This window comes from Streptomyces sp. PTY087I2 (genome assembly GCF_001687325.1).
GTDB lineage: Bacteria > Actinomycetota > Actinomycetes > Streptomycetales > Streptomycetaceae > Streptomyces.
In genome coordinates this window covers 390,523-415,162 of sequence record NZ_LZRD01000001.1, presented here as the reverse complement: position 1 = coordinate 415,162, position 24,640 = coordinate 390,523, and the positions used below count along the sequence as shown (strand labels likewise).

Below are 24,640 nucleotides of genomic sequence, written 5' to 3'. Positions count from 1 at the left end.
ACCGGGATGACATGAATACCCGTTCAGCAGCAGCGCAGGGGAGTGGCCGGGCACGGCGTGCCGCGAACAGTGACGCCATGGAGGCGGCGGGCCGCGCCGGGTTCGCCGCCCGTGGGGTGATCTACGTTCTCGTGGGCTTCCTCGCCCTGCGGATCGCGTTCCCCGGAGGCGACGGGAAGCAGGCCGACCGGGGTGGTGCGATCGCGGAGATAGCCGAGAAGCCCTTCGGAACGGTTCTGCTGTGGGCGCTGGGCGCAGCCGTGGCGGGCATGGCGCTCTGGCGGCTGTCCGAAGCGCTGTTCGGCGGGGCCGGACCCGACGAGCACAAGCCCGGCAAGCGGGCCATGGCGGCGGGCCGCGCGGTCTTCTACGCCTTCGCCGCCTACTCCGTGCTGTCCTTCGCCGCCGGGGACTCCGGCAGCGGCAGCGGCTCGTCCGACCAGCAGTCGCAGGACATCACCGCCACGGCGCTCGGCTGGCCGGGCGGTCAGTGGATCGTCGGCATCGGCGGCGCCGTGGTGGCCGGCGCGGGCCTCTGGATCGCGGTCCGGGCCGTCATGCGCACGTACCACAAGCACCTGAAGCTGTCGCAGATGTCCCGCCGGGTCCGCCGGGCCGTGGACGTGACCGGGGTGTCCGGCGGAGCGGCGCGCGGCAGCGTCTTCGCCGCGGCGGGCGCGTTCGCCATCGCCGCCGCCATCGAGCACGAGCCCGACAAGTCCAAGGGGATGGACGACACCCTGCGCTCCTTCGCCGACACCCCGGTCGGCCCGTGGCTGCTGGTGCTCATCGCCCTCGGACTGGTCGCCTTCGGCGTGTTCTCCTGGTTCAACGCCCGCTACCGCAAGGTCTGAGCGGATCCGTCCCGCAGCGGGCCGCCCGCCGCCGTCCTCCCGCGGCGGCGGCTTCGCGCGCGGCCTGCTCGGGGTGGCGGCGACGCCAGTACGGGTTGTCGTGCGGCAGGCCGCCGGTCACCCGCCCGTACATCCCGAACGTGAGGATCAGCAGCCCCATCACAAAGCTGAAGATGACGTTCGGCATGCTGAAGTCCAGGACGTTCGCGGACCGGTCCAGGACGAAGAGATGGCCGAAGCCGCTGAGCAGGAAGAGCGAGCCGACGGTCATGTTCACCGTGGAGGCGACATTGCCGCCCACCGCCGCCCCGGCGATCAGCACCGCACCGACGAGCAGCGAGATCAGACTGAGGAGCCCGTTGGACGACAGTCCGGCGATCCGGCTGCCGTCGGTGGTGAAGAAGCTCAGCTGATTCGCGAAGCCGAGAGATCCGAACACCACCAGGATCGCTCCGCAGAGCCCCGCGCCGATCCGGTACACCGTTGCCAGCCAGTGGTCGACGGGGAGTTCGTCGCTCAGTTTCATGACCGTCTCCTGTCTCTTGTCGCTTCTCTTGCCGCTCCTGTCCCGGTGTCTCAGCGAACCGCTCGGGGATGCGCCGGACAACATGCGTCGCTTTTGCGTCGTATGGTGGATTTATGGATCCGGCAAGCGATCTGGTCCCGGAAGCCCCGGCCGACGGAGGTCTGACCACTGGCGCGGTGGCCCGCCTCCTGGGCGTCGCACCGACGACGCTGCGCTCGTGGGACCGCCGCTACGGCATCGGCCCGGCCGCGCGGGAGGACGGCCGGCACCGCCGCTGGACCGGGGCGGACATCGCGGCTCTGCGGAACATGTGCGCACTGACGAGCGCAGGCCTGCCCCCGGCCGAGGCTGCCCGCACGGTCCTGGCCGGAGCGTCGGGCGCGGGGCCGTCGGCCGCCGCATCGTTCGGCGGGGGAGAGCCGCACACCGGACCGTCGGGCGCCGTCTCGTCGGACACCGGATCGTCGGCCGCCGCGTCATCCACCGCCCCGGGCGCGCCCCGCTCGGCGCGCGCTTCGCGGGCTCCCGGGCCGCTGCCGGTCGGTCGGGCCCGCCAGGAGTGCCGGGGTCTGGCCCGGGCCGCGGTCCGGCTGGACGCGCCGGCCCTGGACGACCTGCTCACGGCGGTGCTCGACCGTTACGGGCTCCCGGCCGCCTGGGACGAGGTGATGATGCCGGTGCTGCACGCGGTGGGCCGTAAGTGGGAGACGGCGGGGGAGCGGTACATCGAGGTCGAGCACCTGCTGTCGTGGCATGTTTCCGGCGCGCTGCGCGGGGTCGCGGCCGGGCACACCCCCGCCCCCGGTGCGGGCCTCGCCCTGCTGGCCTGTGCGCCCGGCGAGACCCACACCCTCGCCCTGGAAGCACTCGCCGCGACCCTCGCCCAACAGGGCCTGCCGGTCCGCATGTTCGGCGCCGCCGTGCCCGCCGGGGCGCTGGAGGACGCGGTCCGGCGCACCGGCCCCGCCGCCGTGGTGCTCTGGGCGCAGTCCCGGGCGACGGCGAGCCCCGCGCTCGTGGCCCGGTTGGACGCGATCGAGTGGGGCGTACGGGGCGCGCGCAGACGTCCCGTCGTCTGCGTGGCCGGACCCGGCTGGGCCGGACGGCGGGCCCCCGGGGCCCGCCGCCTGTCCGGGCTGGCCGATGCGGTGGACACCCTCGCCACGCTCTAGCGGGTGTGCGGCAGGTCAGGGCCGGACACGCGCCCCACTGCCCTCCGTCAGCGCAGGCAGGGGCCAGGGCCTGATAAGCCCACGGCCCGCCGTCAGCCCAGGAAGTCCGACAGCCCCGTCAGAAGCCGCTCCACATCGCCCGCGTCGTTGTACGCGGACAGCCCGACGCGCAGGCCGCCGCTCTCGCCGATCCCCAGATGCCGGGAGGCCTCCAGGGCGTAGAACGAACCGGCGGGTGCCTGCACACCCGAGCGAGCGAGAGCACGGTAGGCGTCCGCCGCGTCCCGGCCCTCGAAGGTGAGCAGCAGGGTGGGGGTGCGCTCGGCGGCCCGCGAGTGCACCGTCACCCCGCCCCATTCGCGTACACCCTTCTCGATGCTCTCCCGCAGCGCGGTCTCGTGGGACTCGATCGCCGCGTACGCCGACAACAGCCGCTCACGACGCCCCGCGAGCCCACTGGCCGCTACGGTCCCCAGGCCCGCGATGAAGTCCACCGCCGCGCGGGTCCCCGCCATCAACTCGTACGGGAGCGTCCCGAGTTCGAAGCGCTCCGGTACGGCGTCGGTGGACGGCGCCAGCTTGTCCGGGCGGAGCGTGGCGAGCAGTTCCGGCCGGGCGGCGAGCACCCCGTGGTGGGGGCCGAAGAACTTGTACGGGGAGCAGACGAGGAAGTCCGCCCCGAGCCGCTCCAGGTCCACCGCGCGGTGCGCCGTGAGATGGACCCCGTCCACGTACAGCAACGCGCCCGCTCCGTGGGCGAGTCGGGCGATGGCCGGGATGTCCGGCCGGGTGCCGATCAGGTTCGAGGCGCCGGTCACCGCGACCAGCCGGGTGCGCCCGGTGATCCGCGCTTCGACGGCCTCCGGGGGCAGTTCGCCGGTCGCCGGGTCGAAGTCGGCCCACCGCACCACCGCCCCCACCCGCTCGGCCGCCTGCACCCATGGGCGGATGTTGGCATCGTGGTCCAGCCGGCTGACCACCACCTCGTCGCCCGGCTCCCAACTCCTGGCCAGGGTGCGCGAGAAGTCGTACGTGAGCTGGGTGGCGCTCCGGCCGAACACGATCCCGCCCGGATCCGCGCCCAGCAGATCCCCCATCGCCCGCCGGAATTCCCGGACGATCTCCTCCGCGTTGATCTCGCCGGGCAGTGTGGTGCCCCGGTTCGACAGCGGACGGCTCATCGCCTCGCCGATCGCGGCGACGACGGAGGCCGGGGTCTGGGTGCCACCGGGGCCGTCGAAGTGCGCCGTACCGGAGCGCAGGGCGGGGAACTGCGCGCGCACCGCGCTGACGTCGTACGACAAGGAGGCTCCTCGGTTCGCTGGTGGGGCTGCCGGATCTCGCCGCGATCATCGCAGGGCGGCGCCCTCCGGCGGAAGGAGCCCGGGGCCCGCCCGCCGTGCACGCCCCGATGAGGAGCACGCGGCGACACCGCTCGCGCGCGGGCGCACGGCTCCCCGCTCCGACGCACGCCCGAGCGCGGGAATTCGCCTCCCGGCGCACAGGAATGCGCCGTCCCCCGACCTGGAGATGATCCTACGAAGTCATTTCCCCGAAACGTGACCTCGCTCGGTTGTGCGATCCTTTCCGTATCGCCTTTCGTGGAGAAAGTCCCGGTCGATTTCTCTACGTCGGGCGTGATTAAAGCCGTGGGATCGGGAAATAGATGATCTGGGCTGATGGGGTCGGGGGCATCAGTTCACGCCACGGCCGAATTCCATCCGAGCCGGGTGTCTGAAATACATCAGTGCGGGGCCATGGTCGCCCAGGAGTTCACCGAGACTCCCAGAGCCGGTCCGGCCTGCGCTGATGCCAAGGAAATGGTCTCTCCCGGTTGCGTTCCCTTGTAGGGGGTCACGTATGGACGAGCGCGAGCGCGCCGCCGATGGCGAAATTCATTCGGCCGACTATTCGGTTCCAGGGGAGGGGGTCGCAGAGAATTCTGCTTCCCGTATTCTCCGTGCCGTCGCCTACCCCGTACTCCTTCTCGCGGTCGTGTGCGTCGCGGCGTTCGCATTGCGCCTGCGATGGGATCCGGCGTGGGTCAGCCCGCTTTTCCTGATCGGGGTGATCGCCTATCTGGCCATCCTGGAGCGGCTGATTCCTTACGACCGGAACTGGCACCCCGGAAAGGCCGAATGGCGTTGGTACGGCATCTACTTCCTGCTCACCATGGCCGGAAGCGGACTGGCGCAACTGCTGGTCGCCCTGGCCGTCGGCCTGATCTCGCCCGAGGAGCCGGCCCACCACCTCTGGGCCGAGATCCCGGGCGCCCTCCTCACCGGATCGCTGGTGAGCTACGCCGTACACCGGCTGGGCCACCGGAACGCCTTGCTCTGGCGACTGCACGGGGTGCACCACGTGCCGGAGAAGGTCAACGTCGCCAACAACGGGGTCAACCATGTGCTGGACATCGTCCTCGCGCAGAGCCTCGTCCAACTGGCCCTGGCCCTCGTCGGGTTCTCCCGCCCCGCCGTTCTGGTGGCCGGACTCTTCGTCGCCGCACAGGGCTACTTCGTCCACGCCAACATCGACGTCCGGATCGGCCCGCTCAACCATCTGCTGGCCAGCCCCGAGCAGCACCGACTGCACCACAGCACCGATCTGTCCGAAGCCGGCCACTACAGCTCCGACCTGTCGTGCTGGGACCACCTCTTCGGCAGCTTCACCTGGCGCCCCGGCCGCGAACCCACCGCCGTCGGCCTCCACGACCCCGCCTCCTTTCCCGGCACCGGTGAAATCCTCGCCGCCCTCCTGCACCCCTGGCGACGCGGACCCGCCCCGCGCCCCGGCCCGGAGTGAGAGCCCCGCTCCCCCCACGTGCCTCACCACGCCTTACCGCACCACGACTTGAGGAGTTCGAATGGCCGACGCGAACAGCCGGGCGTTACGGAACAAGGTGGCGATCATCGGGATGGGCTGCCGCCTGCCCGGCGGTGCCTCGGACCACCGCACGTACTGGCGGAACCTGGTGGCGGGCAAGGACTGCATCACCCCCACCCCGCCCGACCGGTACGACGTCCGCACGCTCGGCAGCCGGTTCCGCGACAAACCCGGGCGGCTCGTCGGCGGCCGCGGCGGATACATCGACGGCTTCGACGAGTTCGACCCCGCGTTCTTCGGCATCAGCCCACGCGAGGCCGACCACATGGACCCGCAGCAGCGCAAGCTGCTCGAAGTGGCCTGGGAAACCCTGGAGGACGGCGGCCAGCGCCCGGCCGACCTCGCGGGGAGCAACGTCGCCGTCTACGTCGGCGCGTTCACCCTGGACTACAAGATCCTGCAATTCGCCGACCTCGGCTTCACCTCGCTGGCCGCCCACACCGCGACCGGGACCATGATGACGATGGTCTCGAACCGCATCTCGTACTGCTTCGACTTCCGCGGCCCGAGCCTGTCCGTCGACACCGCGTGCAGCTCCTCCCTGGTCGCCGTCCACCTCGCCTGCCAGGCGCTGCACAACGGGGAGAGCGACCTCGCGCTGGCCGGCGGCACCCTGCTGCACATGGCCCCGCAGTACACCGTCGCCGAGACGAAGGGCGGGTTCCTGTCGCCCGAGGGCCGCTCCTGTACGTTCGACGCCGCCGCCGACGGCTATGTGCGGGCCGAAGGCGTCGGCCTCGTCGCGCTGAAGCGGCTGGACGACGCCGTACGGGACGGGGACCGGATCCACGCGGTGATCCTGGCCAGCGGCGTCAACCAGGACGGTCACACCAACGGCATCACCGTGCCCAACCCCGACGCCCAGGTCGACCTCATCCGCCGGGTCTGCGCCGAGGCGGGCATCACCCCCGGCGACCTCCAGTACATGGAGGCGCACGGCACTTCGACCCCCGTCGGCGACCCGATCGAAGCGAACGCCCTGGCCCGCGCGCTCGCCGTCGGACGGGCCCCGGGCGCCCGCGCCTACGTCGGCTCGGTCAAGACGAACATCGGCCACACCGAATCCGCCGCCGGGATCGCCGGGCTGATCAAGACCGTACTGAGCATCGAGCACCGCACGATCCCGCCCCACATCAACCTGGAGAACCTCAACCCCGCCATCGACCCGGCGTCCCTGCCGTACGAGATCCCCACCCGGCCCACCGCCTGGCCCGCCCACGAAGGGCCCGCCCGCGCCGGGGTGAACTCCTTCGGCTTCGGCGGCACCAACGCCCATATCGTCCTGGAGGAGGCCCCGCCGCCCGTTCCGCCGGCCCCCCGGAACGCCGCAGCCGCCGAACGGCGCTGGAGCATCCTGCCGCTCAGCGCCCGTCGCCCGGAGGCCCTGCCGGAGCTGGCGGCCGGGATCCGGGCCGAACTGGCGGGCGACGACGGCCCGGCCGTGGCCCTCGACGACCTCGGCCACACCCTGGCCCACCGCCGCCAGCACCTGCCCGAACGGCTGGCCGTCGTCCACTCCTCCCGCGCCTCCCTCGACGAGGCCCTGGCCGCCCACGAGCGGGGCGAGCCGCACCCCCGGGTCGTCCACGGCCGGGCCCGGGACGCCGCCGACCGCAAACTGGTCTGGGTCTTCACCGGCATGGGCCCCCAGTGGTGGGGCATGGGCCGTCAACTCCTGGCTGAGGAACCGGTATTCCGGGAGGCCGTCACCGCGTGCGACCGCGCGCTGCGGGAGTTCGCCGACTGGTCCCTCGTCGAGGAGCTGACCGCCGACGAGTCCGTCTCCCGGATGGCCGAGACCTGGCTCGCCCAGCCCGCGAACTTCGCCGTACAGGTCGGCCTGGCCGCCCTGTGGCGGTCCCACGGAGTACGCCCCGACGCCGTGGTCGGCCACAGCACCGGCGAGATCGCCGCTTTCCACGCGGCGGGCGTCTACTCCCTGCGGGACGCGGCCAGGATCGTCGTGCACCGCAGCCGTCTCCAGCAGACCCTGGCCGGCACGGGCACCATGCTCGCCGTCGGTCTCACCGAGGACGAGGCCGAGCGCCGGGTGCGCCCCTACAGCGACCGGGTCTCCATCGCCGCCGTCAACAGCCCCACCGCGATCACCCTGGCCGGGGACGAGGCGGCGCTGACCCTGCTCGCCGAAGAGTTGCGGGCCGAGCAGCAGTTCGCGAAGTTCCTCACTGTCGAAGTGCCCTACCACAGCGTCGGCATGGAACGCATCAAGGATGAACTGCTCGCGGAACTGGCCCCGTTGGAGCCGCGTGCGGCTCAGGTTCCGTTGTATCTCACGGGTGTCGAAGGAACCGCCCGGGGCGGGGAACTCGACGCCGCCTACTGGTGGAAGAACGTCCGCGACCGGGTCCGCTTCCGGTCGGCGATCGACCGTATCGCCGACGACGGCCACCGCGTCTTCCTGGAGATCGGCCCGCACCCCGTCCTCGGCCACGCGATCCGCGAATGCCTCGACGCGGGCGGGAGGTCCGCGCTCACCCTGCCCTCGATCCGCCGCAAGGAGGACGAGACCGAGCGTTTCGCCGTCTCCCTCGGTACGCTCCACACCCTCGGCGTCCCCGTCGACTGGGACCTGCTCCAGCCCACCGGCCGGCCCGTCACCCTGCCCCGCCACCCCTTCCGCCGCGACCGCCACTGGACCGAGCCCCGCCCGGTCGCCCAGGTCCGGCTCGGCCACCGCGACCACCCGCTCCTCGGCCGCCGCACCGACGCCACCGAACCCACCTGGCAGGCCCGCCCGGACACCGAGGCCCTGCCCTACCTCGCCGACCACCGCATCCAGGACACCGTGGTCTTCCCCGCCGCCGGCTACCTGGAGATGGCGGCCCAGGCCGTCCTGCGGCTCACGGGCGGCACCACCGCCGTCCTCGCCGACATCGATCTGCGCAAGGCGCTCTTCCTGCCCGACGGCGAGGACCGCACCGTGGAGGTGTCCCTCTCCCTGGAGAACGCCGCCTTCACCATCGCCTCCCCGACCGGGGAGGACGGCGAACGGGCCGTCCACGCCGCCGGAATCGTCCGCACCGGCCAGCGCCGCCGCACCGCTCCGCCGCTCGACGCCCCCGCGATCCGGGCCAGATCCCGCCGCCACCTCGAAGGGCCCGACTGCTACACCGCGCTGGCCGCCCTCGGCTACCACTACGGGCCCGCCTTCCAGGCCGTGGAGGAGGTCTGGATCGGCGCCGACGAGGTCCTCGCCCGGATCCGCCCGCCCGAGGCGATCGGCGACGACGCCGCCAGCCACCACCTTCACCCCGTCCTGCTCGACGCCTGCTTCCAGACGCTCCTGACGCCGCTGATCCCCGTGGCCCCCGAGGACCCCGCCCCGGCCACCGGGATCAGGCTGCCGCTCTCTCTGGACGAGGTCGCCCTCGAACCCATCGGCGACCAGCCCTTCTGGGCCCACGCCACCCTGCTGCCCGCCGACGCGGACACCACCCTCGGCAACATCGCCCTGTACGCCGACGACGGCACGCCCCTCGGCCGTATCGAAGGCTTCCGCGCCGCCGACGTCGAGAAGGCCGCCACCGCCGTCGCCCGCACCACGATCGACTCCTGGCTCGCCGAACCCGTCTGGACCGACTGCCCGCCGCTGCCCGCCGAGGACACCGCAGCCCCGGCGCGGGACGTGAGCTGGCTGCTCCTCGCCGACACCGGAGGCCTCGCTGACGCCTTCGCCGCCCTGGCCGAGACCCGGGGCGAACGCTGCCGCCTGGTGCACCGGGGCGCGGCCTACACAGCCTCCGCCGACGGCCGCACCTACACCGTCGACCCCGCGTCCGACACCGACCTGCGACGCCTCTTCGCCGACCTCGACCGCGACGGCGGGCCCTTCCGGGGGACCGTCCTGCACCTGTGGAACCTGGACGCCCCCGCCCTCGCCGCGTGCGACCGGACCGCCCTCGCGGACCACACCGGCGCGGGCGCGTACTCCCTGATCGCCCTCGCCCGCCAGCTGTCCTCCCGGGGCGAAGGGGGCCGCCTGCACATCGTCACCCGAGGCGCCCAGCCCGCCCTGCCCGGCGAAGCCCCCGAACCCCTCGGAGCACCCGCCTGGGGCATCGGCCGCGTCCTGCGCCACCAGGAACTCACCGACCACCCCGGCAAACTCATCGACCTCGACCCCCGGCGCCGGCCCGGCCCCGAAGGCGACCGGGCCGAGGCCGCCGCACTCCTGGCCGAAGCGCTCAGCGACGACGAAGCGGAGATCGCCCTGCGCGACGGCGGCCGCCGCACCGGCCGCCTGTGCCCCGCCGGGGACCTGACCCGGCCGTTGCCGCTGCGCCTGCGGGCCGACGGAAGCTACCTCGTCACCGGCGCGTTCGGCGCGCTCGGCCGGCTGCTGTGCCGCACGCTCGTACGCCGGGGAGCCCGCCGGATCGTCCTGGTCGGGCGCACCCCCGTACCGCCCCGGGAGAAGTGGGCCGGAACCGACCCCGCCACCGCCGAGGGCCGGGCCGTGGCCCTGCTCCGCGAGCTGGAGACGCTCGGCGCACACCCGGTCCCGGCGGCCTTCGACATCACCGACGAGGACGCCCTGACCGGCTGGCTCGACGCCCACCGGCGCAGCGGAGCACCGCCCGTACGCGGGGTGTTCCATCTCGCCGGCCAGGTCCGCGACACTCTTGTCGCCGATCTCGACCGGGCCGCCTTCGACGCCGTCCACGACCCCAAGACCGTCGGAGCCCACCTGCTGCACCGGCATCTGCGGGACGAACCTCTCGACCACTTCGTGCTGTTCGCCTCGATCGCCTCCCTGCTGACCACGGCGGGCCAGACCAACTACGCCGCGGGGAACGCCTTCCTGGACGCCCTCGCCCACCACCGCCGCGCCCAGGGCCTGCCCGCGCTCAGCCTGGACTGGGGCCCCTGGGCCACCGGCATGATCGAGGAACTCGGCCTGGTCGAGCACTACTTGCACAGCCGGGGCATGAGCTCGCTCTCCCCGGACACGGGTATGGCCGTCCTGGAGCGCGTCATCGGCCAGGACCACGCACAGCTCGTCGTCGCCACCGTCGTCGACTGGCAGGTCTTCCTCGCCTGGTACCCGTCCCCGCCGCCGCTGGTCGCCGACCTCGCGGCCGCCGCCGCCCCGCCCGCGGAGACCGCCTCCGGCAACGGGTTCCTCGACACCTTCCGTACGGCCGGGGACGAGGCCCGACGCGCCCTCGTCGCCGAGCGGTTCGCCGCCCTGGCCGCCACCGTCCTGCGTACCGGCGCGGACCGTATCGACCCCGCCACCGGTCTCGGCGAACTCGGCCTCGACTCGCTCCTCGCCATGGAGTTACGGGCCCGGATCCACGCCGAACTCGGCGTCGCCCTGCCCGTGGTCGCCCTGCTCAGCGGCACCCCGGCCGGGGAACTCGCCGCGCAGCTCCACGACGGAATCAGTGCCCTGGCATCCACGACAGACCCCGAAGGAACGGCGGGCGCGGTCCAACTCCACAGCGACGAACGGCAGTACCCGCTGACCCAGAACCAGAAGGCGCTCTGGTTCCTCAAGCACCTCAACCCCGATGGTTACGCGTACAACATCGGCGGGGCCGTCGAGGTGAACGTCGCCCTCGAACCGGATCTGATGTTCGAGGCCGTCCGCCGGCTCATCGCCCGCCACCCCGCGCTGCGCACCAACTTCCTTCTGGCGGACGGGCAGGCCGTGCAGCGGGTCTCCGAGGACGCCAGGACCGACCTCGCCCTCTTCGACGTCCAGGGCGAGGACTGGGAGACCATCCACGCCACGATCGTCGAGGAGTACCGCAAGCCCTACGACCTCGCCCACGACCCGCTGATCCGCTTCCGCCTCTTCAAACGGGGGCCGGACCGCTGGATCATCATGAAGGCCGTCCACCACATCGTCTCCGACGCCATCTCCACCTTCACCTTCATCGACGAACTCCTCGCCGTCTACGAGGCGTTGCGCCGCAACCAGGAGCACCGGCTCCCGCCGGTCGAAGCCCGCTACCTCGACTTCCTCAACCAGCAGAACGCCTTCCTGGCCGGACCCGAAGCCGCGGGCATGCTCGACTACTGGCGGTCCCATCTGCCGGCCGAGGTCCCGCTCCTGGACCTCCCCGTCGACAGACCGCGCCCGGCGGTCCAGACCCACAACGGGGCCTCGGAGTTCTTCGTCCTCGACGACGCGCTGAGCGCCCGCGTCCATGCCCTGGCCCGGACACACGGTGTCACCCCGTTCATGGTGCTGCTCAGCGCCTACTACCTCCTGCTGCACCGCTACTCCGGGCAGGACCACATCGTCGTCGGCAGCCCGGTGACCGGCCGCACCCGGCAGGATTTCGCCTCCGTCTACGGCTACTTCGTCAACCCGCTGCCCCTGCACGCCGACCTGTCCGACGACCCGACCGTCGCCGAACTGCTCCAACAGGTCCGCCGGACCGTGCTCGGCGGTCTGGACAACCAGGAGTACCCCTTCGTCCTCCTCGTCGAGGAGCTGGGCCTCCAGCACGACCCCAGCCGCTCCGCCGTCTTCCAGGCGATGTTCATCCTCCTCACCCACAAGGTGGCCACCGAGCAGTACGGGTACCGCCTGGAGTACATCGAACTACCGGAGGAGGAAGGCCAGTTCGACATAACGCTGTCCGTCTACGAGGACGAGGCGGAAGGCCGGTTCCACTGCGTCTTCAAGTACAACACCGACCTCTTCCTCCCCGAGACCATGCGCCGCATGGCCGCCCACTACACCCGCCTCCTCGACCGGATGACCCGCGCACCGGGCGAACAGTCCGCCTCCCGGCTGGCGATGCTCGGCGACGGGGAGCGGGAACGGCTCGTGGGGGAGTGGAGCCGTCCGGCGCTGCCGTCCAACGGCCCCCAGGACGACGGTCCCTTCACTCCGGTCCACGCGCTGATCGCCCGCGCCGCGGCCGAACACCCCACGGCCGTCGCCGTCATTACTCCCTCTCCGCACGGCGATGCACACCGGCTGACGTACGCGGAACTGGAACGGCGGGCCGCCGACACCGCCGTTCGCCTGCGGACGCTCGGGATCGGCGAAGGCTCGGTCGTCGTGCTCAGCCTGGACAAGTCGCCCGAGCTGATCGTCGCCCTGATCGCCGTGCTGAAGGCGGGCGCCGCCTATCTCCCGCTCCGGCCCGACCAGCCGGCCGACCGGCTCGCCCACCTCGTATCGGCCACCGGGGCGGAGCTCGTCCTCGTCGCCGACGACTCCGGGCCCGGGGCAACCGGAGCACTGACCGTCCCGACGCTCACCCTCGCCGCCCTCGCCCGCACCGAACCGCACCCCGACGGCCCGGCGGCCCCGGCCGCCCCGGACTCACCCGCGTACGTCATCACCACCTCCGGCTCCACCGGCCGCCCCAAGGCCGTACGCGTCAGCCATCGCAACCTGGCCTCCGCCCAGGCCGCATGGCGTGCGGCGTACCGGCTGGACACGGACGTGAGAACCCACCTCCAGATGGCCGAACCCTCCTTCGACGTGTTCACCGGCGACCTGGTGCGCGCCCTGTGCTCGGGCGGCACGCTCGTCCTGGCCGACCGCGACCTCCTCTTCGACACCACACGCCTCTACCGTACGATGCGTCAGGAACGCGTCGACTGCGCCGAGTTCGTGCCAGCCGTCGTCCGCGGACTGATGGACCACTGCACACGGGAAGGACTGCGGCTGGACTTCCTGCGGCTGCTGGTGGTCGGCTCGGACGCCTGGAGCGTGGGCGAGTACCGCAGGCTGGCCGAGCTGTGCGGACCCGGAACCCGGCTCGTCAACTCGTACGGCCTCACCGAGGCCACCATCGACAGCGCGTACTTCGAGGGGCCTGTCGACGACCTGGAGCCCGGCGCGATGGTCCCGATCGGCCGCCCCCTGCCCAACAGCTCCCTCCATATCCTCGACGCCCACGGCGAGCCCGTCCCGCCCGGTGTGCCCGGCGAACTCTGGATCGGCGGCGACGGCGTCGCCCTCGGCTACGCCGGGGACCTCGAACAGACCGAGGAGCGTTTCATCACCCGTACGCTCTCCATGGCCGCCGACGCCCGCCCCGAACGGCTCTACCGCACCGGCGACATCGCCCGCTGGGACGCGCACGGCCGCGTCCATCTGCTCGGCCGGACCGACGGGCAGATCAAACTGCGCGGCCACCGCATCGAGATCGGCGAGATCGAGGCGCACCTCGCCCAGTGGCCGCCGCTCGCCCGGGCCGTCGTCACCGTACGCACCGACACCGGGGGAGACGAGGCCCTCTGCGCCTACTGCGTACCGGAGGCCGGAGCGACCCTGGACGTCCGGGCGCTGCGCCGCCATCTGGCTCGCTCACTGCCCTCGTACATGATCCCGTCGCACTTCACCGAGCTGCCCGAACTGCCGCTCACCGCCAACGGTAAGGTCGACACGGCCGCCCTGCCCGCACCCGGCGCCGAGGCGGGCGACCGGCCGCACGAAGAACCCGTGACGCTGTACGAGACCAGTGTCGCCCGGCACTGGAAGGCACTCCTGGGGCGCGAACAGGTGGGCCTGGAGGACGACTTCTTCGAGCTCGGCGGCAGCTCGATCAAGCTCATCGAACTCCTCCACCTCCTGCGCACCGAGTTCGGCATCGGCGTTCCCGTCAGCAGGCTCTACCAGGTCACCACCCTGCACGGCATGGCCGCCACGGTGCAGGACGTCCTGCTCGGGGCGAGCGCCGACGAGCTGCCCAGCCTGACCTTCAACGCCGGACAGCACCCCACCCTCTTCTGCTTCCCGCCCGCCGGCGGCCACGGGCTCGTCTACCGGGGCCTGGCCGCCCAGCTCCCCGACCACCGCGTCATCGGCTTCAACTACCTCCCCGGCGACGACAAGATCGCCCGGTACGCCGACCTGATCGAGGCCGACCAACCCGAAGGGTCGTGCCTGCTCCTCGGCTATTCCCTCGGCGGCAACCTCGCCTTCGAGACCGCCAAGGAGCTGGAGCGGCGGGGCCGCCGCGTCGCCCACGTCGTCATCCTCGACTCCCGCCGCATCCTCACCGCCTACGAACCGGACGCCTCCGGCATCGCCGCCTTCGAGGCCGAACTCGCCGACCACGTACGAAAACACACCGGATCCGACGCCGTCACCCACGAAACCCTCGCCCACGCCGCCGAATACCTCGCCTTCTGCGGGCGCACCCCCAACACCGGCACCGTCGCCGCGACGGTCACCGTCATCACCGACGAGGAGAAGGCCGCCCTGTACGCCGCCGGGGAACACGGCACTTGGCACGGCAGCTCCACCGGCGCCACCGCCGTACTGCGCGGCTCCGGCGTCCACGCCGACATGCTCGACGCCAAACACCTGGTGCGCAATGCCCAGTTGGTGCGCTCGGTCATCGCCGGGGAGGTGCCCCATGACGGCTGAGAACAGGACCGCCCCCACGGAGTCCTCCGACTGGACGACCAGGGAACGCACCCCCGGCACCCCGCCCCGCGTCATCGTCGTCGGTGCGGGTGTGGCCGGCCTCTCCACCGGCTGCTACGCGCAGATGAGCGGTGCCAGGACCCGCGTCTTCGAGAAGCACGTGCTGCCCGGCGGCTGCTGCACCGCCTGGTCGCGGGACGGCTACCTCTTCGACTACTGCATCGAATGGCTCATCGGCACCGCCCCGGGCAACGACGCCCACCAGGTGTGGGCCGAACTCGGCGCGCTGGACGGCAAGTCCGTCACCAACTTCGAGCTGTTCAACAAGGTCGAGGACGAGTACGGCCGGTCGGTGACGTTCTACAACGACCCCGACCGCCTGGAGGCCCACCTCCTGGACCTGTCGCCCGCCGACGCCCCGCACATCCGGGCCTTCACCCGGGACCTGCGGCGGTTCATCGACATCGAGCTGTACCCGTTCCTGACCGCGCCCGCCCTGCGGACCGTACGGGAACGGGCCGAGACCCTGCGGACGGTGCTCCCCGCCTTCCGGCTGTTCTGGCGGACCGCGGCGACCCCGATGCACGCCTTCGCCGACCGGTTCCAGGACCCGCTGCTCCGCAAGGCGTTCCGCAACATCTTCTTCCAGGACCCGGGAGGCTTCCCGCTGCTGCCGTACCTCTTCAACATGGCGGCCGCCCACCACGGCAATGCCGGTTTCCCGCAAGGCGGTTCGCTCGGCCTCGCCCGGTCGATCGAGGAGCGTTACCGGAGTCTGGGCGGCACGATCACCTACCGGGCCCGGACGGAACGGATCCTGGTCGAGAACGACCGGGCGATCGGCATCGAACTACGCGGCGGAAAGCGGTACTTCGCCGACCATGTGGTCTCCGCATGCGATGGTCACACCACCGTCTACGGGCTCCTGGGCGGCCGGTACACCGGCCCCCGCATCGACAAGCTCTACACCGACCTCCTCCACCGTCCCGGCACCCTCTTCCCCGCCGTCGTCTCCGCCTTCGTCGGCCTGCGCGGCGACCTGGACCCCGACGAGGCGCACAGCACCACCCACCTCCTCGGCCCGGCCGACGCGGACCACCTCCCCGGCGCGTTGCAGGACAGCCTCGTGGTCCAGGCCCGCTCCCGCTACTCGGGAGGCTTCGCGCCACCCGGCCGCTCCGTCCTGCACTGCACCTACTTCAGCGACTACGCCCACTGGAAGGACCTGCGCACCCGCAACCGCAAGGAATACCGCCGCCGCAAACGCGAAGTCGCCGACTTCGTCCGGGACTTCCTGGAGCGCCGTACCCCCGGCATCGCCGACCGCATCGAGATCGTCGAGGTCGCCACGCCCGCCACGACCCACCGCTACACCGGCAACCTGGGCGGCTCCATCCTCGCCTGGAAGGCCTTCTCCGACGCCGACGACGTCGCCGCGCGCCTGGTCGGCAAGGACCGGATGCGGCTGCCCGGACTGAGCGGCTTCTCCATGGCCGGCCAGTGGGTCGGCATGGGCGGTCTGATCCGCGCCGCCTCCACCGGCCGCTTCGCCGTCCAGTACCTCTGCCGCGAACTCGGCCTGGAATTCCGGGCCTGGGAGAGCAAGGGCGACGAACCGTGGCACCCCGGAAAGCTGGGGCACCTGCCGCAGCTCGACCGGTGGTCGGCACGCGAGGGCGAGAACTCATGAGCGGCAACAGGAGCAGGCCCCGGCGAGACGGCGGCGCGCGCAGCCCCCGGGAGACGATGATCATCATCGGGGCCGGGCTCGGCGGCCTCTCCACCGGCTGCTACGCCCGGATGAACGGCTACCGCACCCGCGTCCTGGAGATGCACGAGATCCCCGGCGGCTGCTGCACCGCCTGGGAGCGCGGCGGCTTCACCCTGGACGCCTGCGTCAGCTGGCTCCTCGGCAGCGGCCCCGGCAACGAGATGCACCAGATCTGGCTGGAGCTCGGTGCCCTCCAGGGCAAGGAGATCCGCCACTTCGACGTCTTCAACATCGTGCGCGGCACCGACGGGCGGGCCGTCCACTTCTACTCCGACCCGGACCGTCTCGAAGCCCACCTCATCGGCATCTCACCGGCCGACGCCCGCCTCGTACGGAGATTCTGCGGACAACTCCGCAGCTTCCGCAAGGCGTTGGCCGTCTACCCCTTCCTCAAGCCCGTCGGACTGATGGGGCGGCGGGAGCGCTGGCGGATGCTCGCCTCGTTCCTGCCGTACTTCAACGCCGTACGCACCTCGATCACCGTCCTGATGACCGACTTCTCGGCGCGGTTCAAGGACCCCCTCCTGCGGGAGGCGTTCAACTTCATCCTGTACGAGAAGCACCCGGCCTTCCCCGTCCTCCCGTTTCACTTCCAACTCGCCTCGCACGCCAACCTCTCCGCGGGCGTCCCCGAGGGCGGCTCCCTCGGCCTGGCCGAATCGATCGAGGCCCGCTACCGGCAACTCGGCGGCGAGGTCACGTACAACACGAAGGTCGAGTCGGTGATCGTCGAGGACGACCGGGCGGTGGGCGTCCGGCTCAGCGACGGCGGCGAACTGCGCGCGGACATCGTCGTGTCGGCCTGCGACGGCTACACCACCACGATGAAATTCCTGAAGGGCGCCTACCTGGGCGAGGACTACCGCAAGCTCTACACCGAGACCATCCATGAACCCGGCATGGTCTTCCCCGGCTACTTCACCCTCTTCCTCGGTCTCTCCCGCCCCTTCCCCGAAGGTGACCCCTGCACCACGCACCTCATCGACGAGGCCCTGGCCGCCGAGCTGACCGGCATCCGCCACCCCAGCATCAACGTCCAGTTCCGCAGCCACCATTACCCCGAGCTGTCCCCGGACGGCACCACCGTCGTCTACGCCACCTACTTCTGCGACATCGCCCCCTGGCGCGCCCTGGACGAGGGCCCCGAACAGGTCACCCGCACCCGTGGCGGCCAGGAACTGCACACCCTGCCCGTACGTCACGGGCGCGGCTACTACGCGGCGAAACGGCGGGCCCGCGAAGCGCTCGTCGGCTTCCTGGAACAGCGCCACCCCGGCCTGCGGGACGCGATCGTCGTCCGGGACGTCTCCAGCCCCCTCACCCAGGTCCGCTACACCGGCAACTACGACGGGACCGTGCTCGGCTGGCAGCCGTTCGTGGAGAGCGGGGAGAAGCTCGAAGAGCTGGTCAAGAAGCACGGCCCGGGCCTTCCCGGGCTGCGCGACTTCTACCAGTCCGGGGTCTGGGCCACCACCGGCGGCCTCATCCGGGCCGCCGCCGCCGGACGCCACGTCATGCAGTTCGTCTGCCGCGACGACGGCAAGCCCTTCACCGCGTCGGTCGACCCCACCGCACCCCCGCCGACCCACCGGGTCATCCCCGTGCCGATCCGCCCCGCCGCGCCGACGGAGAGGAAGCCATGAAGACCGCGAAATGGGTGGTCCGCGAACACATGGAGGGCGTACCCGACGTGGGCCGCGTCTACGAGAAGGTCGTGGAACACGTCGACGTCACGCTGGCCCCCGACGAGATGCTGCTGCGCACCCTGTACGTCTCCGTCGACCCCTACCTCCAGGGCATCGCCCTGGACACCCCCATCGGCCGGCACATGGGCGCCGACTCGATCATGGAGGTGGTGGAGGCCGGACCGCGCGCCGCCCACCGCGTCGGCGACCTGGTCCAGGGCTTCGGCGGCTGGCGTACGCATGTGATCTCGACCGGCGCCCCCGAACTCTGGCAGACCGGCACGTTTCCCATGGTCTTCCCGGCGTACCGCAGGCTCGACCCCCGCTGGTACGACGACGACCTGCCGCTGTCGACGGCCCTCAGCGTGATGGGCGGCCCGGGGATGACCGCGTGGGGGACCCTCTCCAAGTACATGACGATCAGCCCCGGCGACACGCTCGTGGTCAGCGGGGCCTCCGGCGCGGTGGGCGCCCTCGTCGGCCAGCTCGCGGCGCTCGCGGGGGCCCGGGTGATCGGCACCACCTCGTCCCCCGAGAAGGCGGACTACCTCACCGGGCTCGGGTTCGACGCGGTGATCGTCTACCGCCACGGGGACGGCGCGGACACCGTGCGCGAGGCGCTGACCCGGGCGGCCCCCGACGGCGTCGACCGGTACTTCGACAACCTCGGGGGCACGGTCACCGACGCGGTGTTCCCCATGCTCAACATCGGCAGCCAGGTGGCGGTGTGCTGGCAGTGGGCGACCCAGGTGGGCAACCAGGACACGGGCCCCCGGCTGCTGCCCTACCTGATGTTCCCGCGCGCCACGGTCCGCGGCATCTTCTCCCTGGAGTGGTTCACCGAAAGCAACTGGCAGGCCCTGCACACCGATTTGGGCGGCCGGGTCCGGCGCGGCGAGGTCGTCTGCGACCACACCGTGCACCACGGCTTCGACACGATCCCCGCCGCCTACGGCAGCCTCTACGGCAACAGGTCGGCCACCCGAGGCAAGGTACTGGTCGAACTCTGACTCTGAGCGCGGCCCACATCGCATCCACGCAAATCCCCACCCTGGGAGGCAAGGTGACCGAGACCGACTCCAAGGAATCGCCCCCGGCCCCGGAGCCGATGCACCGGCTGCACTTCGAGGAACCGGGGCCGCCCTGCCCCACCGAACTTCCGGGCGGCACGCCCGCCTGGCTGGTCAGCCGGTACGCCGACGTCCGCCAGGTGCTCTCCGACCCGCGCTTCGGCCGGGCACAGCTGTACGCCCCCGACGCCCCGGCCCTCTCCGGCGTACCGGACCTCGTGAACGACCCCGACCTGATGTTCAACCAGGACGGCCCGGACCACCTGCGATTGCGCCGCACTCTGCGGCGCGCGTTCACGCCGAGGGCGGTCGCCCGCTGGCGGCCGTGGATCGCCGCGATCGTCGAGGAACTTCTCGACCGGCTGGAGGCACGGCCGCAACCTGCGGACGTGGTGGCGGAGTTCGCGCTCCCGTTGCCGGTGGCGGTGATCAGCCGGCTGATGGGACTGGAAGAGTCGGCGTGGAACCGCCTACGGGAATGGAGCGAACACGCTTTCTCCGACGGCACCCACGAGGGTGAACAAGTTGCCGCGGCGCTGGGGGAGTTCAGCGCGTTCGGCGCGGCCCTCCTCGCGGAGCGGCGCCGGACGCCGGGCGACGACCTGGTCAGCGGCATCGTCACGGCGGCGGACGCGGAAGGAGGCGTCCTGGAGGCGCAGTTGGTGAGCCTGGTGTGCGGGCTGGTCGTCGGCGGCCACGACAGCACGATGACGATGCTCGGCAACGCGCTGCTCTACCTCCTGGGCGAACGCCGTGACACCTGGCCCCGCCTGGGGGCCGACGAGGAGGCCGCGGGACGCGTCGCGGACCGGCTCGTGCACCTCGTACCGCTGGGCGACGACCGGGGCAGCACCCGGCACGCCGCCACGGATGCCGAGGTCGGCGGGGTGACGATCCCGGCCGGCGCGATCGTGCTCGCCGACTGCGGCATGGCCAACCGCGACCCGGAGGTCTTCCCGCCCACCACGCTCCACGACCTGTTCGCCCCACTGGAGGCCCCCACGCTCTCCTTCGGCGCCGGCCCCCACTACTGCCTGGGCGCCTGGCTGGCCCGCACGGAACTCCAACTGGCCCTGCACCGCCTGGCCGCCCGCTTCCCGAACCTACGCCTGGCCGACCCGACGGACCCGATCGTATGGCGGACGGGAACCACCTCGCGCAGCCCGCGGCGGCTGGGGGTGAGCTGGTAACGGTGGGGATGGTCAGCGGTTGATCGGGCGTCTATAGCCTGTGCGCATGGGTCGCTAGCCGATTGCCGGCTCGGTAGGGGGAGATATGACGACGGTGACATCCGGGTGGGGACGTGTTGGGCACTGGCTCTTCGGCCGCACCGAGAATCGTGTGCGTGCTCGTGCGGATCAATCGATCAGTGAGGCGCTGGAGCGTATCCCATTGGCTGGGCCCGATCTGAGGGAGCGACTGGAGGCCGCTGCCTGTCGGCGAGATGAAGGAGGTGAGCGCTTCGTGGCCATGTTCATATACTCGCCTTTGGCCTTCGTGATCTGGATACCGCTCGCAGGGATGGCCGTCTTCGGTGGCGCACGGCTTTTCATGATCTTCACAGCGGTGATATTCACTTGCTTCACAGTGATGACGTGGCGAACGGTTCTTCACCGCCTACTGTTCGCCCGGCTGGTTTTCCCCCTGACCGCCTTCTTGGCCGTGCTCATGTGGGGGATGGTGTACAGCTCTGAACCCGGGCTCGTGATCTCGTCCTCCATCGCACTGTTCAGCATGTTGGTGTTGGTTCTCGGCTCTCTTCCCGCCGTCATCTGGCTCTACCGGAAATGGCGTAACTCTGCTCGACAGCAGGCCCACGCCTACGATGCTCTGGCGATGGCCGCAGTTCACGTGGTTGACGTGATTCATGGAGAGCGTCACCGTTGGCACCACGGCAAGCAGGTGCGTCGGTGGTGCGAGTTGCTGGAGAACTTCGCGGTCGAGGCCACTGTCTGCTTGTCGCTCAAGGACCGTGTTGATCCTGCTGATACCGGATTGCGGCGCGAACTTCGGGAGGAGGCGCTGCGTGTGGCTGAAGCGATCCGTTTGCACAAGCGGGTTCTGGTCACTGCCAACTGCACTGAAGATGTGGATGGAGTAGTCGAATCTCTCGTTCGTGGAATCGATGCTCTTGTGCGCGAGGATCGATCTGCTTTGCTGGCCAATGCCCCTGATCTCCCTTCGACGGCGAATAGATTGCGCGTAGCGGGTGCTCGACTGCTCCCCGGGGCTGTAGTCATCGGAAGTGCTTTTGCTCTGCCGCTGGTTCCCGGAATTCCTCCCTCTGTTGAGGAATCTGCTCGCTGGATGCTTGCTTTGGTGGGGGCGAGCATGATCCTTTCGTCAAGCCCGGAAGCGGTGGGGACCGTGCGGGATGTCCTGGGCAAGGTGCTCCCCTTTAAGTGACACATGGCCGCCGCTGCGCAGGAACGGCTGCGGAAGAGGGCGGGCCCGGAGGAAGTAGCATCGTCGCCGACGTGGCGAGGTGAAGGCCGTCGCCTGCTGACAAGGCGGTGTGAAGCGTGGAACAGAAGAAGCCCTGGACGATCCAGTGGCACATTGCCGCCGATGGAACGGTGATCAAGCAGCGGTCGCGGGGCAGTGCGGAGCACGAACAGCTCTTCCAGCAGTTCGCGACGGTGCGGACGCCGAAGATCGAGCAGCTCGATGCCATGGAGGAGGGGCTGCGGCGTGCCAGCACCTCTGGCGAGCGAAGCTCCAGGGCTCTCCTCCATGTGGCTTACGTGGCTTGCGCGGGGCTCGTGGCCGGGATCGTGTCGTCCTGGGCCGGCATCGATACCGGGTTCCTGACGCTGGGGTCGCTCGCTGTGGTCGTTCTCCTCGGGCTCAGCACGGGCGTCATCATGCGGGCATCGATCAGTCGCTATCAGCGCGCCCATCGGGAGGCCGGGTTCGCATCGTCGAACGGCGTCACGCTCGCCGCTCGCGAGGCCCGCACGATGATCGGTGAACCAGGTGCCGTTTCCGGCAGGGAGTTCGCCGCCGTCCGGGCCTGAGGGTCGAAGACCACCCGCTACCGCGATGACGCCCCGCAGGTGCGGGCCGCATCCTCGGTCCTGTCCTTGATGCGGTCGGCGGTGCCGGTGTACTGGCGCTGCACGCCGACCGTGTGCGTGGGTCAGTCCTCAGCCGCTCGGGTCCCAGCGGCGAGCAGGTCGATTCCGCACACCGTCGCAAGCTCTGCGGCCACTGAGGTCAGTGGGGTCTGGAGCGCTGCGAGGTCCGCGCGCATGGCGGCGGATCGTTTCCACTGTCGTTCATGTTCGACGATGCCGGTACCCGGTGGACGGGTGGCTTCGTATTCTTGCAGCGCGGGATGCCAGGTGGTCAGGAACGGTCTCAGGTGCTGATTGGCGAGGGTCGTCGCAAGGCCTGGCAGCGTGAGGGGTCCCGCTGTTTCGCCGGCCATGCGGTGGAGGACCTCGCGGATGGTGACGAACAGCGTGTGAAGTGAGGAGAGGGCTTCCCGCAACGATCCCTGCTCGGCGGCGAGCGGCTGGACTCCGACTCGGGTGACGAGTTCGACCTGGAGGTCGAAGGCTGCTGCTTGCTCAACGGTGCCGGAGGCCGCGGAGGGGCCTCTGTGCAACGGCGCTACGGCGGATGGCGGTCGAGGGACTGTGGAGGGTCGCTCGGAACCCTCGGGCGGGTTCAAAGAGTTCGGCGTCAGCGCGTGCAGGAGCGTGCGTCGGAGATCTTCCTGCCGCGCTGTGTCCTTGTCGTGGCGACGCACCGCGCGGGCCAGCAGAGGGTGGATGGTCCAGGACTGCTCCAGCCGGGGATCCGGGCGCAGTGCCCCGGACCCCAGGAGTGCCTCGATGGCCTCCGCGGCCAGCGACGTCACTTCCCACGGGGCGTAGGAGGTGGCTGTGGAGAGCAGGTCCTCAAGGGCGGAGCGCGTCAGTGGCGCCGGGCAGGCCAGGGCGAGCAGGCGCAGGATGTCGTCGGTCGGGAGATGGCCGGTCAGAGGGGCGGACAGCAGCGCCGTCGCAGAGGTGCGGGAGCCTCGCGCCTTCGGACCGCCCGGAAGGTGCCTGCCGGCCAGAATGTCGGGCCCGGGGGCGTGCAGCTGGTTTCGCAGGTGGATGAAGTCGCTGTGCGGAGCCAGGTTCGCGAGCAGGTTCAGTGCCTGAGGGAGGCCCCCGACGTCGTGGACGAGCGCGATCGCGGACGCGCGCTCCAGGCCGTCAGCAGGGCGTCGTCCGGACGTGAGCAGATGCAGGCCGTCGGAGTCGTCCAGAGGCGGTACGTCGATGGTCTCGGCGAACGAGGGATAGCGCAGCGACCGCGTGGTGACGAGTGTCGCGCTGAGCAGGTGCGGTCCGCGAAGGAGATGGAGATGTTCCTCGGCCAGGCCGTCGGGGACACCGTCCACCACCCACAGGCAGGGCGTGTTGCGTTCCCCCAGGTGCACCGCCAGGTGACTCAGCAATCCGGGCAGGGTTTCCGAACGGGCGTTCAGCCCCAGTGCCGACAGGACGGTAGAGATCTGATCGGCATACGCATCCATGACGTCCGACGGACCGGAGCCTTCACAGGAACTCAGGTCGAACCAGAAGACCCCGCCGGGAAACGAGGAGCTGAAGTGCAGGGCATATTCCTGGGCCAGCAGAGTCTTACCGATGCCCGGCATGCCACGTAGCTGCGCCGTTCGCCCGGCGCCGGCCTGCGCGACCAGCGGAGTGCGATGACGGTGCAGGGCCGTGTGGATGAGCCACTGCTCGGCGAGACGGCCGGTGAAAGCGACCGATCCGGTACGGGCCGGCGCAGGAAGCCACGGGACGAACGGCGCGTGAGCCAGGTTTCCCATGGGCGCGGTGATCACTTCGGTGTGGGCGGCCACGCGCTCGGCCAGCCGGGCGATCGCTGCCTGGGTGACGGGCCAGGGCCAGTGCCGGGCGTCGCGCAGTTCCACGGGATGCACATGATCCGCCGATTGCTCGGGGTTGATGACCAGGGCGCGGCGGCGAGGATCCCCTTCGTGCTGACCGCTCAGATAGGCGTACGTGAGTTCCCACTGGCATGCCCGCCGCTGCGGGTACTCGGTCGAGTACACAGCGAGCAGGACCTTGGAGCGCGAAAGAGCCTCTGTGATGGTGGCGGTGATCGATGCGAAGTCGTCCACTGCCGTGTCGTCGACGAAGACACGCAGCCCGGCAGTCCGGAGAGCGGGCACCAGGGCAGCGATTTTCTGCGCATCGGATCGGCTGTAGCTGACGAAGACGTCCCATTCAGCGTCGGCACCGGCGTGGTCCACCATCAGAGCGCTTCCCTCGCACCGTCAACCGGCA

13 protein-coding genes are annotated in these 24,640 nt (G+C 70.8%); 10 read left to right on the top strand and 3 right to left on the bottom strand.

The genetic code is table 11. From position 1 onward, the window contains the following. The first annotated feature begins 11 nt into the window (after positions 1–11). On the top strand, positions 12–854 hold the full coding sequence (locus A3Q37_RS01760) for a DUF1206 domain-containing protein (RefSeq protein ID WP_079137605.1): 843 nt from the start codon (positions 12–14) through the stop codon (positions 852–854). Here A3Q37_RS01760 and A3Q37_RS01755 read toward each other — a convergent pair. Then, on the bottom strand, positions 829–1,380 hold the full coding sequence (locus A3Q37_RS01755) for a DUF4383 domain-containing protein (RefSeq protein WP_255311704.1): 552 nt from the start codon (positions 1,378–1,380) through the stop codon (positions 829–831). The two genes, A3Q37_RS01760 and A3Q37_RS01755, sit on opposite strands and share 26 nt — an antisense overlap. Before the next feature lie 113 nt (positions 1,381–1,493). Here A3Q37_RS01755 and A3Q37_RS01750 point away from each other — a divergent pair, with 113 nt between their 5' ends. Then, positions 1,494–2,552, top strand: a complete 1,059-nt coding sequence (locus tag A3Q37_RS01750; RefSeq protein WP_065476606.1) for a MerR family transcriptional regulator — start codon at positions 1,494–1,496, stop codon at positions 2,550–2,552. Positions 2,553–2,644: 92 nt separating this feature from the next. On the opposite strand, the gene A3Q37_RS01745 is transcribed toward A3Q37_RS01750, so the two are convergent. Next, on the bottom strand, positions 2,645–3,856 hold the full coding sequence (locus A3Q37_RS01745) for a cysteine desulfurase-like protein (RefSeq protein WP_065476603.1): 1,212 nt from the start codon (positions 3,854–3,856) through the stop codon (positions 2,645–2,647). Positions 3,857–4,412: 556 nt separating this feature from the next. Here A3Q37_RS01745 and A3Q37_RS01740 point away from each other — a divergent pair. The 8 genes from A3Q37_RS01740 (at position 4,413) to A3Q37_RS01705 (ending at position 22,345) form a co-directional block, all read left to right on the top strand. Next, on the top strand, positions 4,413–5,354 hold the full coding sequence (locus tag A3Q37_RS01740; RefSeq protein WP_079137604.1) for a sterol desaturase family protein: 942 nt from the start codon (positions 4,413–4,415) through the stop codon (positions 5,352–5,354). Positions 5,355–5,415: 61 nt separating this feature from the next. After that, entirely contained in the window at positions 5,416–14,802 is a 9,387-nt protein-coding gene (locus A3Q37_RS01735; RefSeq protein WP_065476600.1) for a non-ribosomal peptide synthetase/type I polyketide synthase, read from the top strand. Further along, positions 14,792–16,492, top strand: a complete 1,701-nt coding sequence (locus A3Q37_RS01730) for an NAD(P)/FAD-dependent oxidoreductase (protein ID WP_065476593.1) — start codon at positions 14,792–14,794, stop codon at positions 16,490–16,492. The genes A3Q37_RS01735 and A3Q37_RS01730 overlap by 11 nt, the downstream gene beginning before the upstream one ends. Continuing rightward, complete coding sequence (locus A3Q37_RS01725; protein ID WP_065476590.1) at positions 16,489–18,216, top strand: NAD(P)/FAD-dependent oxidoreductase; 1,728 nt, start codon at positions 16,489–16,491, stop codon at positions 18,214–18,216. The genes A3Q37_RS01730 and A3Q37_RS01725 overlap by 4 nt, the downstream gene beginning before the upstream one ends. Further along, positions 18,213–19,268 (top strand): NADP-dependent oxidoreductase, encoded by a 1,056-nt coding sequence (locus A3Q37_RS01720; protein ID WP_065476587.1) that lies wholly within the window; start codon positions 18,213–18,215, stop codon positions 19,266–19,268. The genes A3Q37_RS01725 and A3Q37_RS01720 overlap by 4 nt, the downstream gene beginning before the upstream one ends. A gap of 98 nt (positions 19,269–19,366) precedes the next feature. Beyond that, a complete protein-coding gene (locus tag A3Q37_RS01715; RefSeq protein ID WP_065476740.1) occupies positions 19,367–20,518 on the top strand; it encodes a cytochrome P450 in 1,152 nt (383 codons plus the stop codon). 274 nt (positions 20,519–20,792) lie between these two features. After that, complete coding sequence (locus A3Q37_RS01710) at positions 20,793–21,734, top strand: hypothetical protein (RefSeq protein WP_065476584.1); 942 nt, start codon at positions 20,793–20,795, stop codon at positions 21,732–21,734. A 116-nt stretch (positions 21,735–21,850) separates the two neighbouring features. Continuing rightward, a complete protein-coding gene (locus A3Q37_RS01705) occupies positions 21,851–22,345 on the top strand; it encodes a hypothetical protein (protein WP_065476580.1) in 495 nt (164 codons plus the stop codon). 122 nt (positions 22,346–22,467) lie between these two features. Here A3Q37_RS01705 and A3Q37_RS01700 read toward each other — a convergent pair whose 3' ends face one another. Beyond that, positions 22,468–24,609, bottom strand: a complete 2,142-nt coding sequence (locus tag A3Q37_RS01700; RefSeq protein ID WP_065476577.1) for a TIR domain-containing protein — start codon at positions 24,607–24,609, stop codon at positions 22,468–22,470. Between the last annotated feature and the right edge of the window lie 31 nt (positions 24,610–24,640).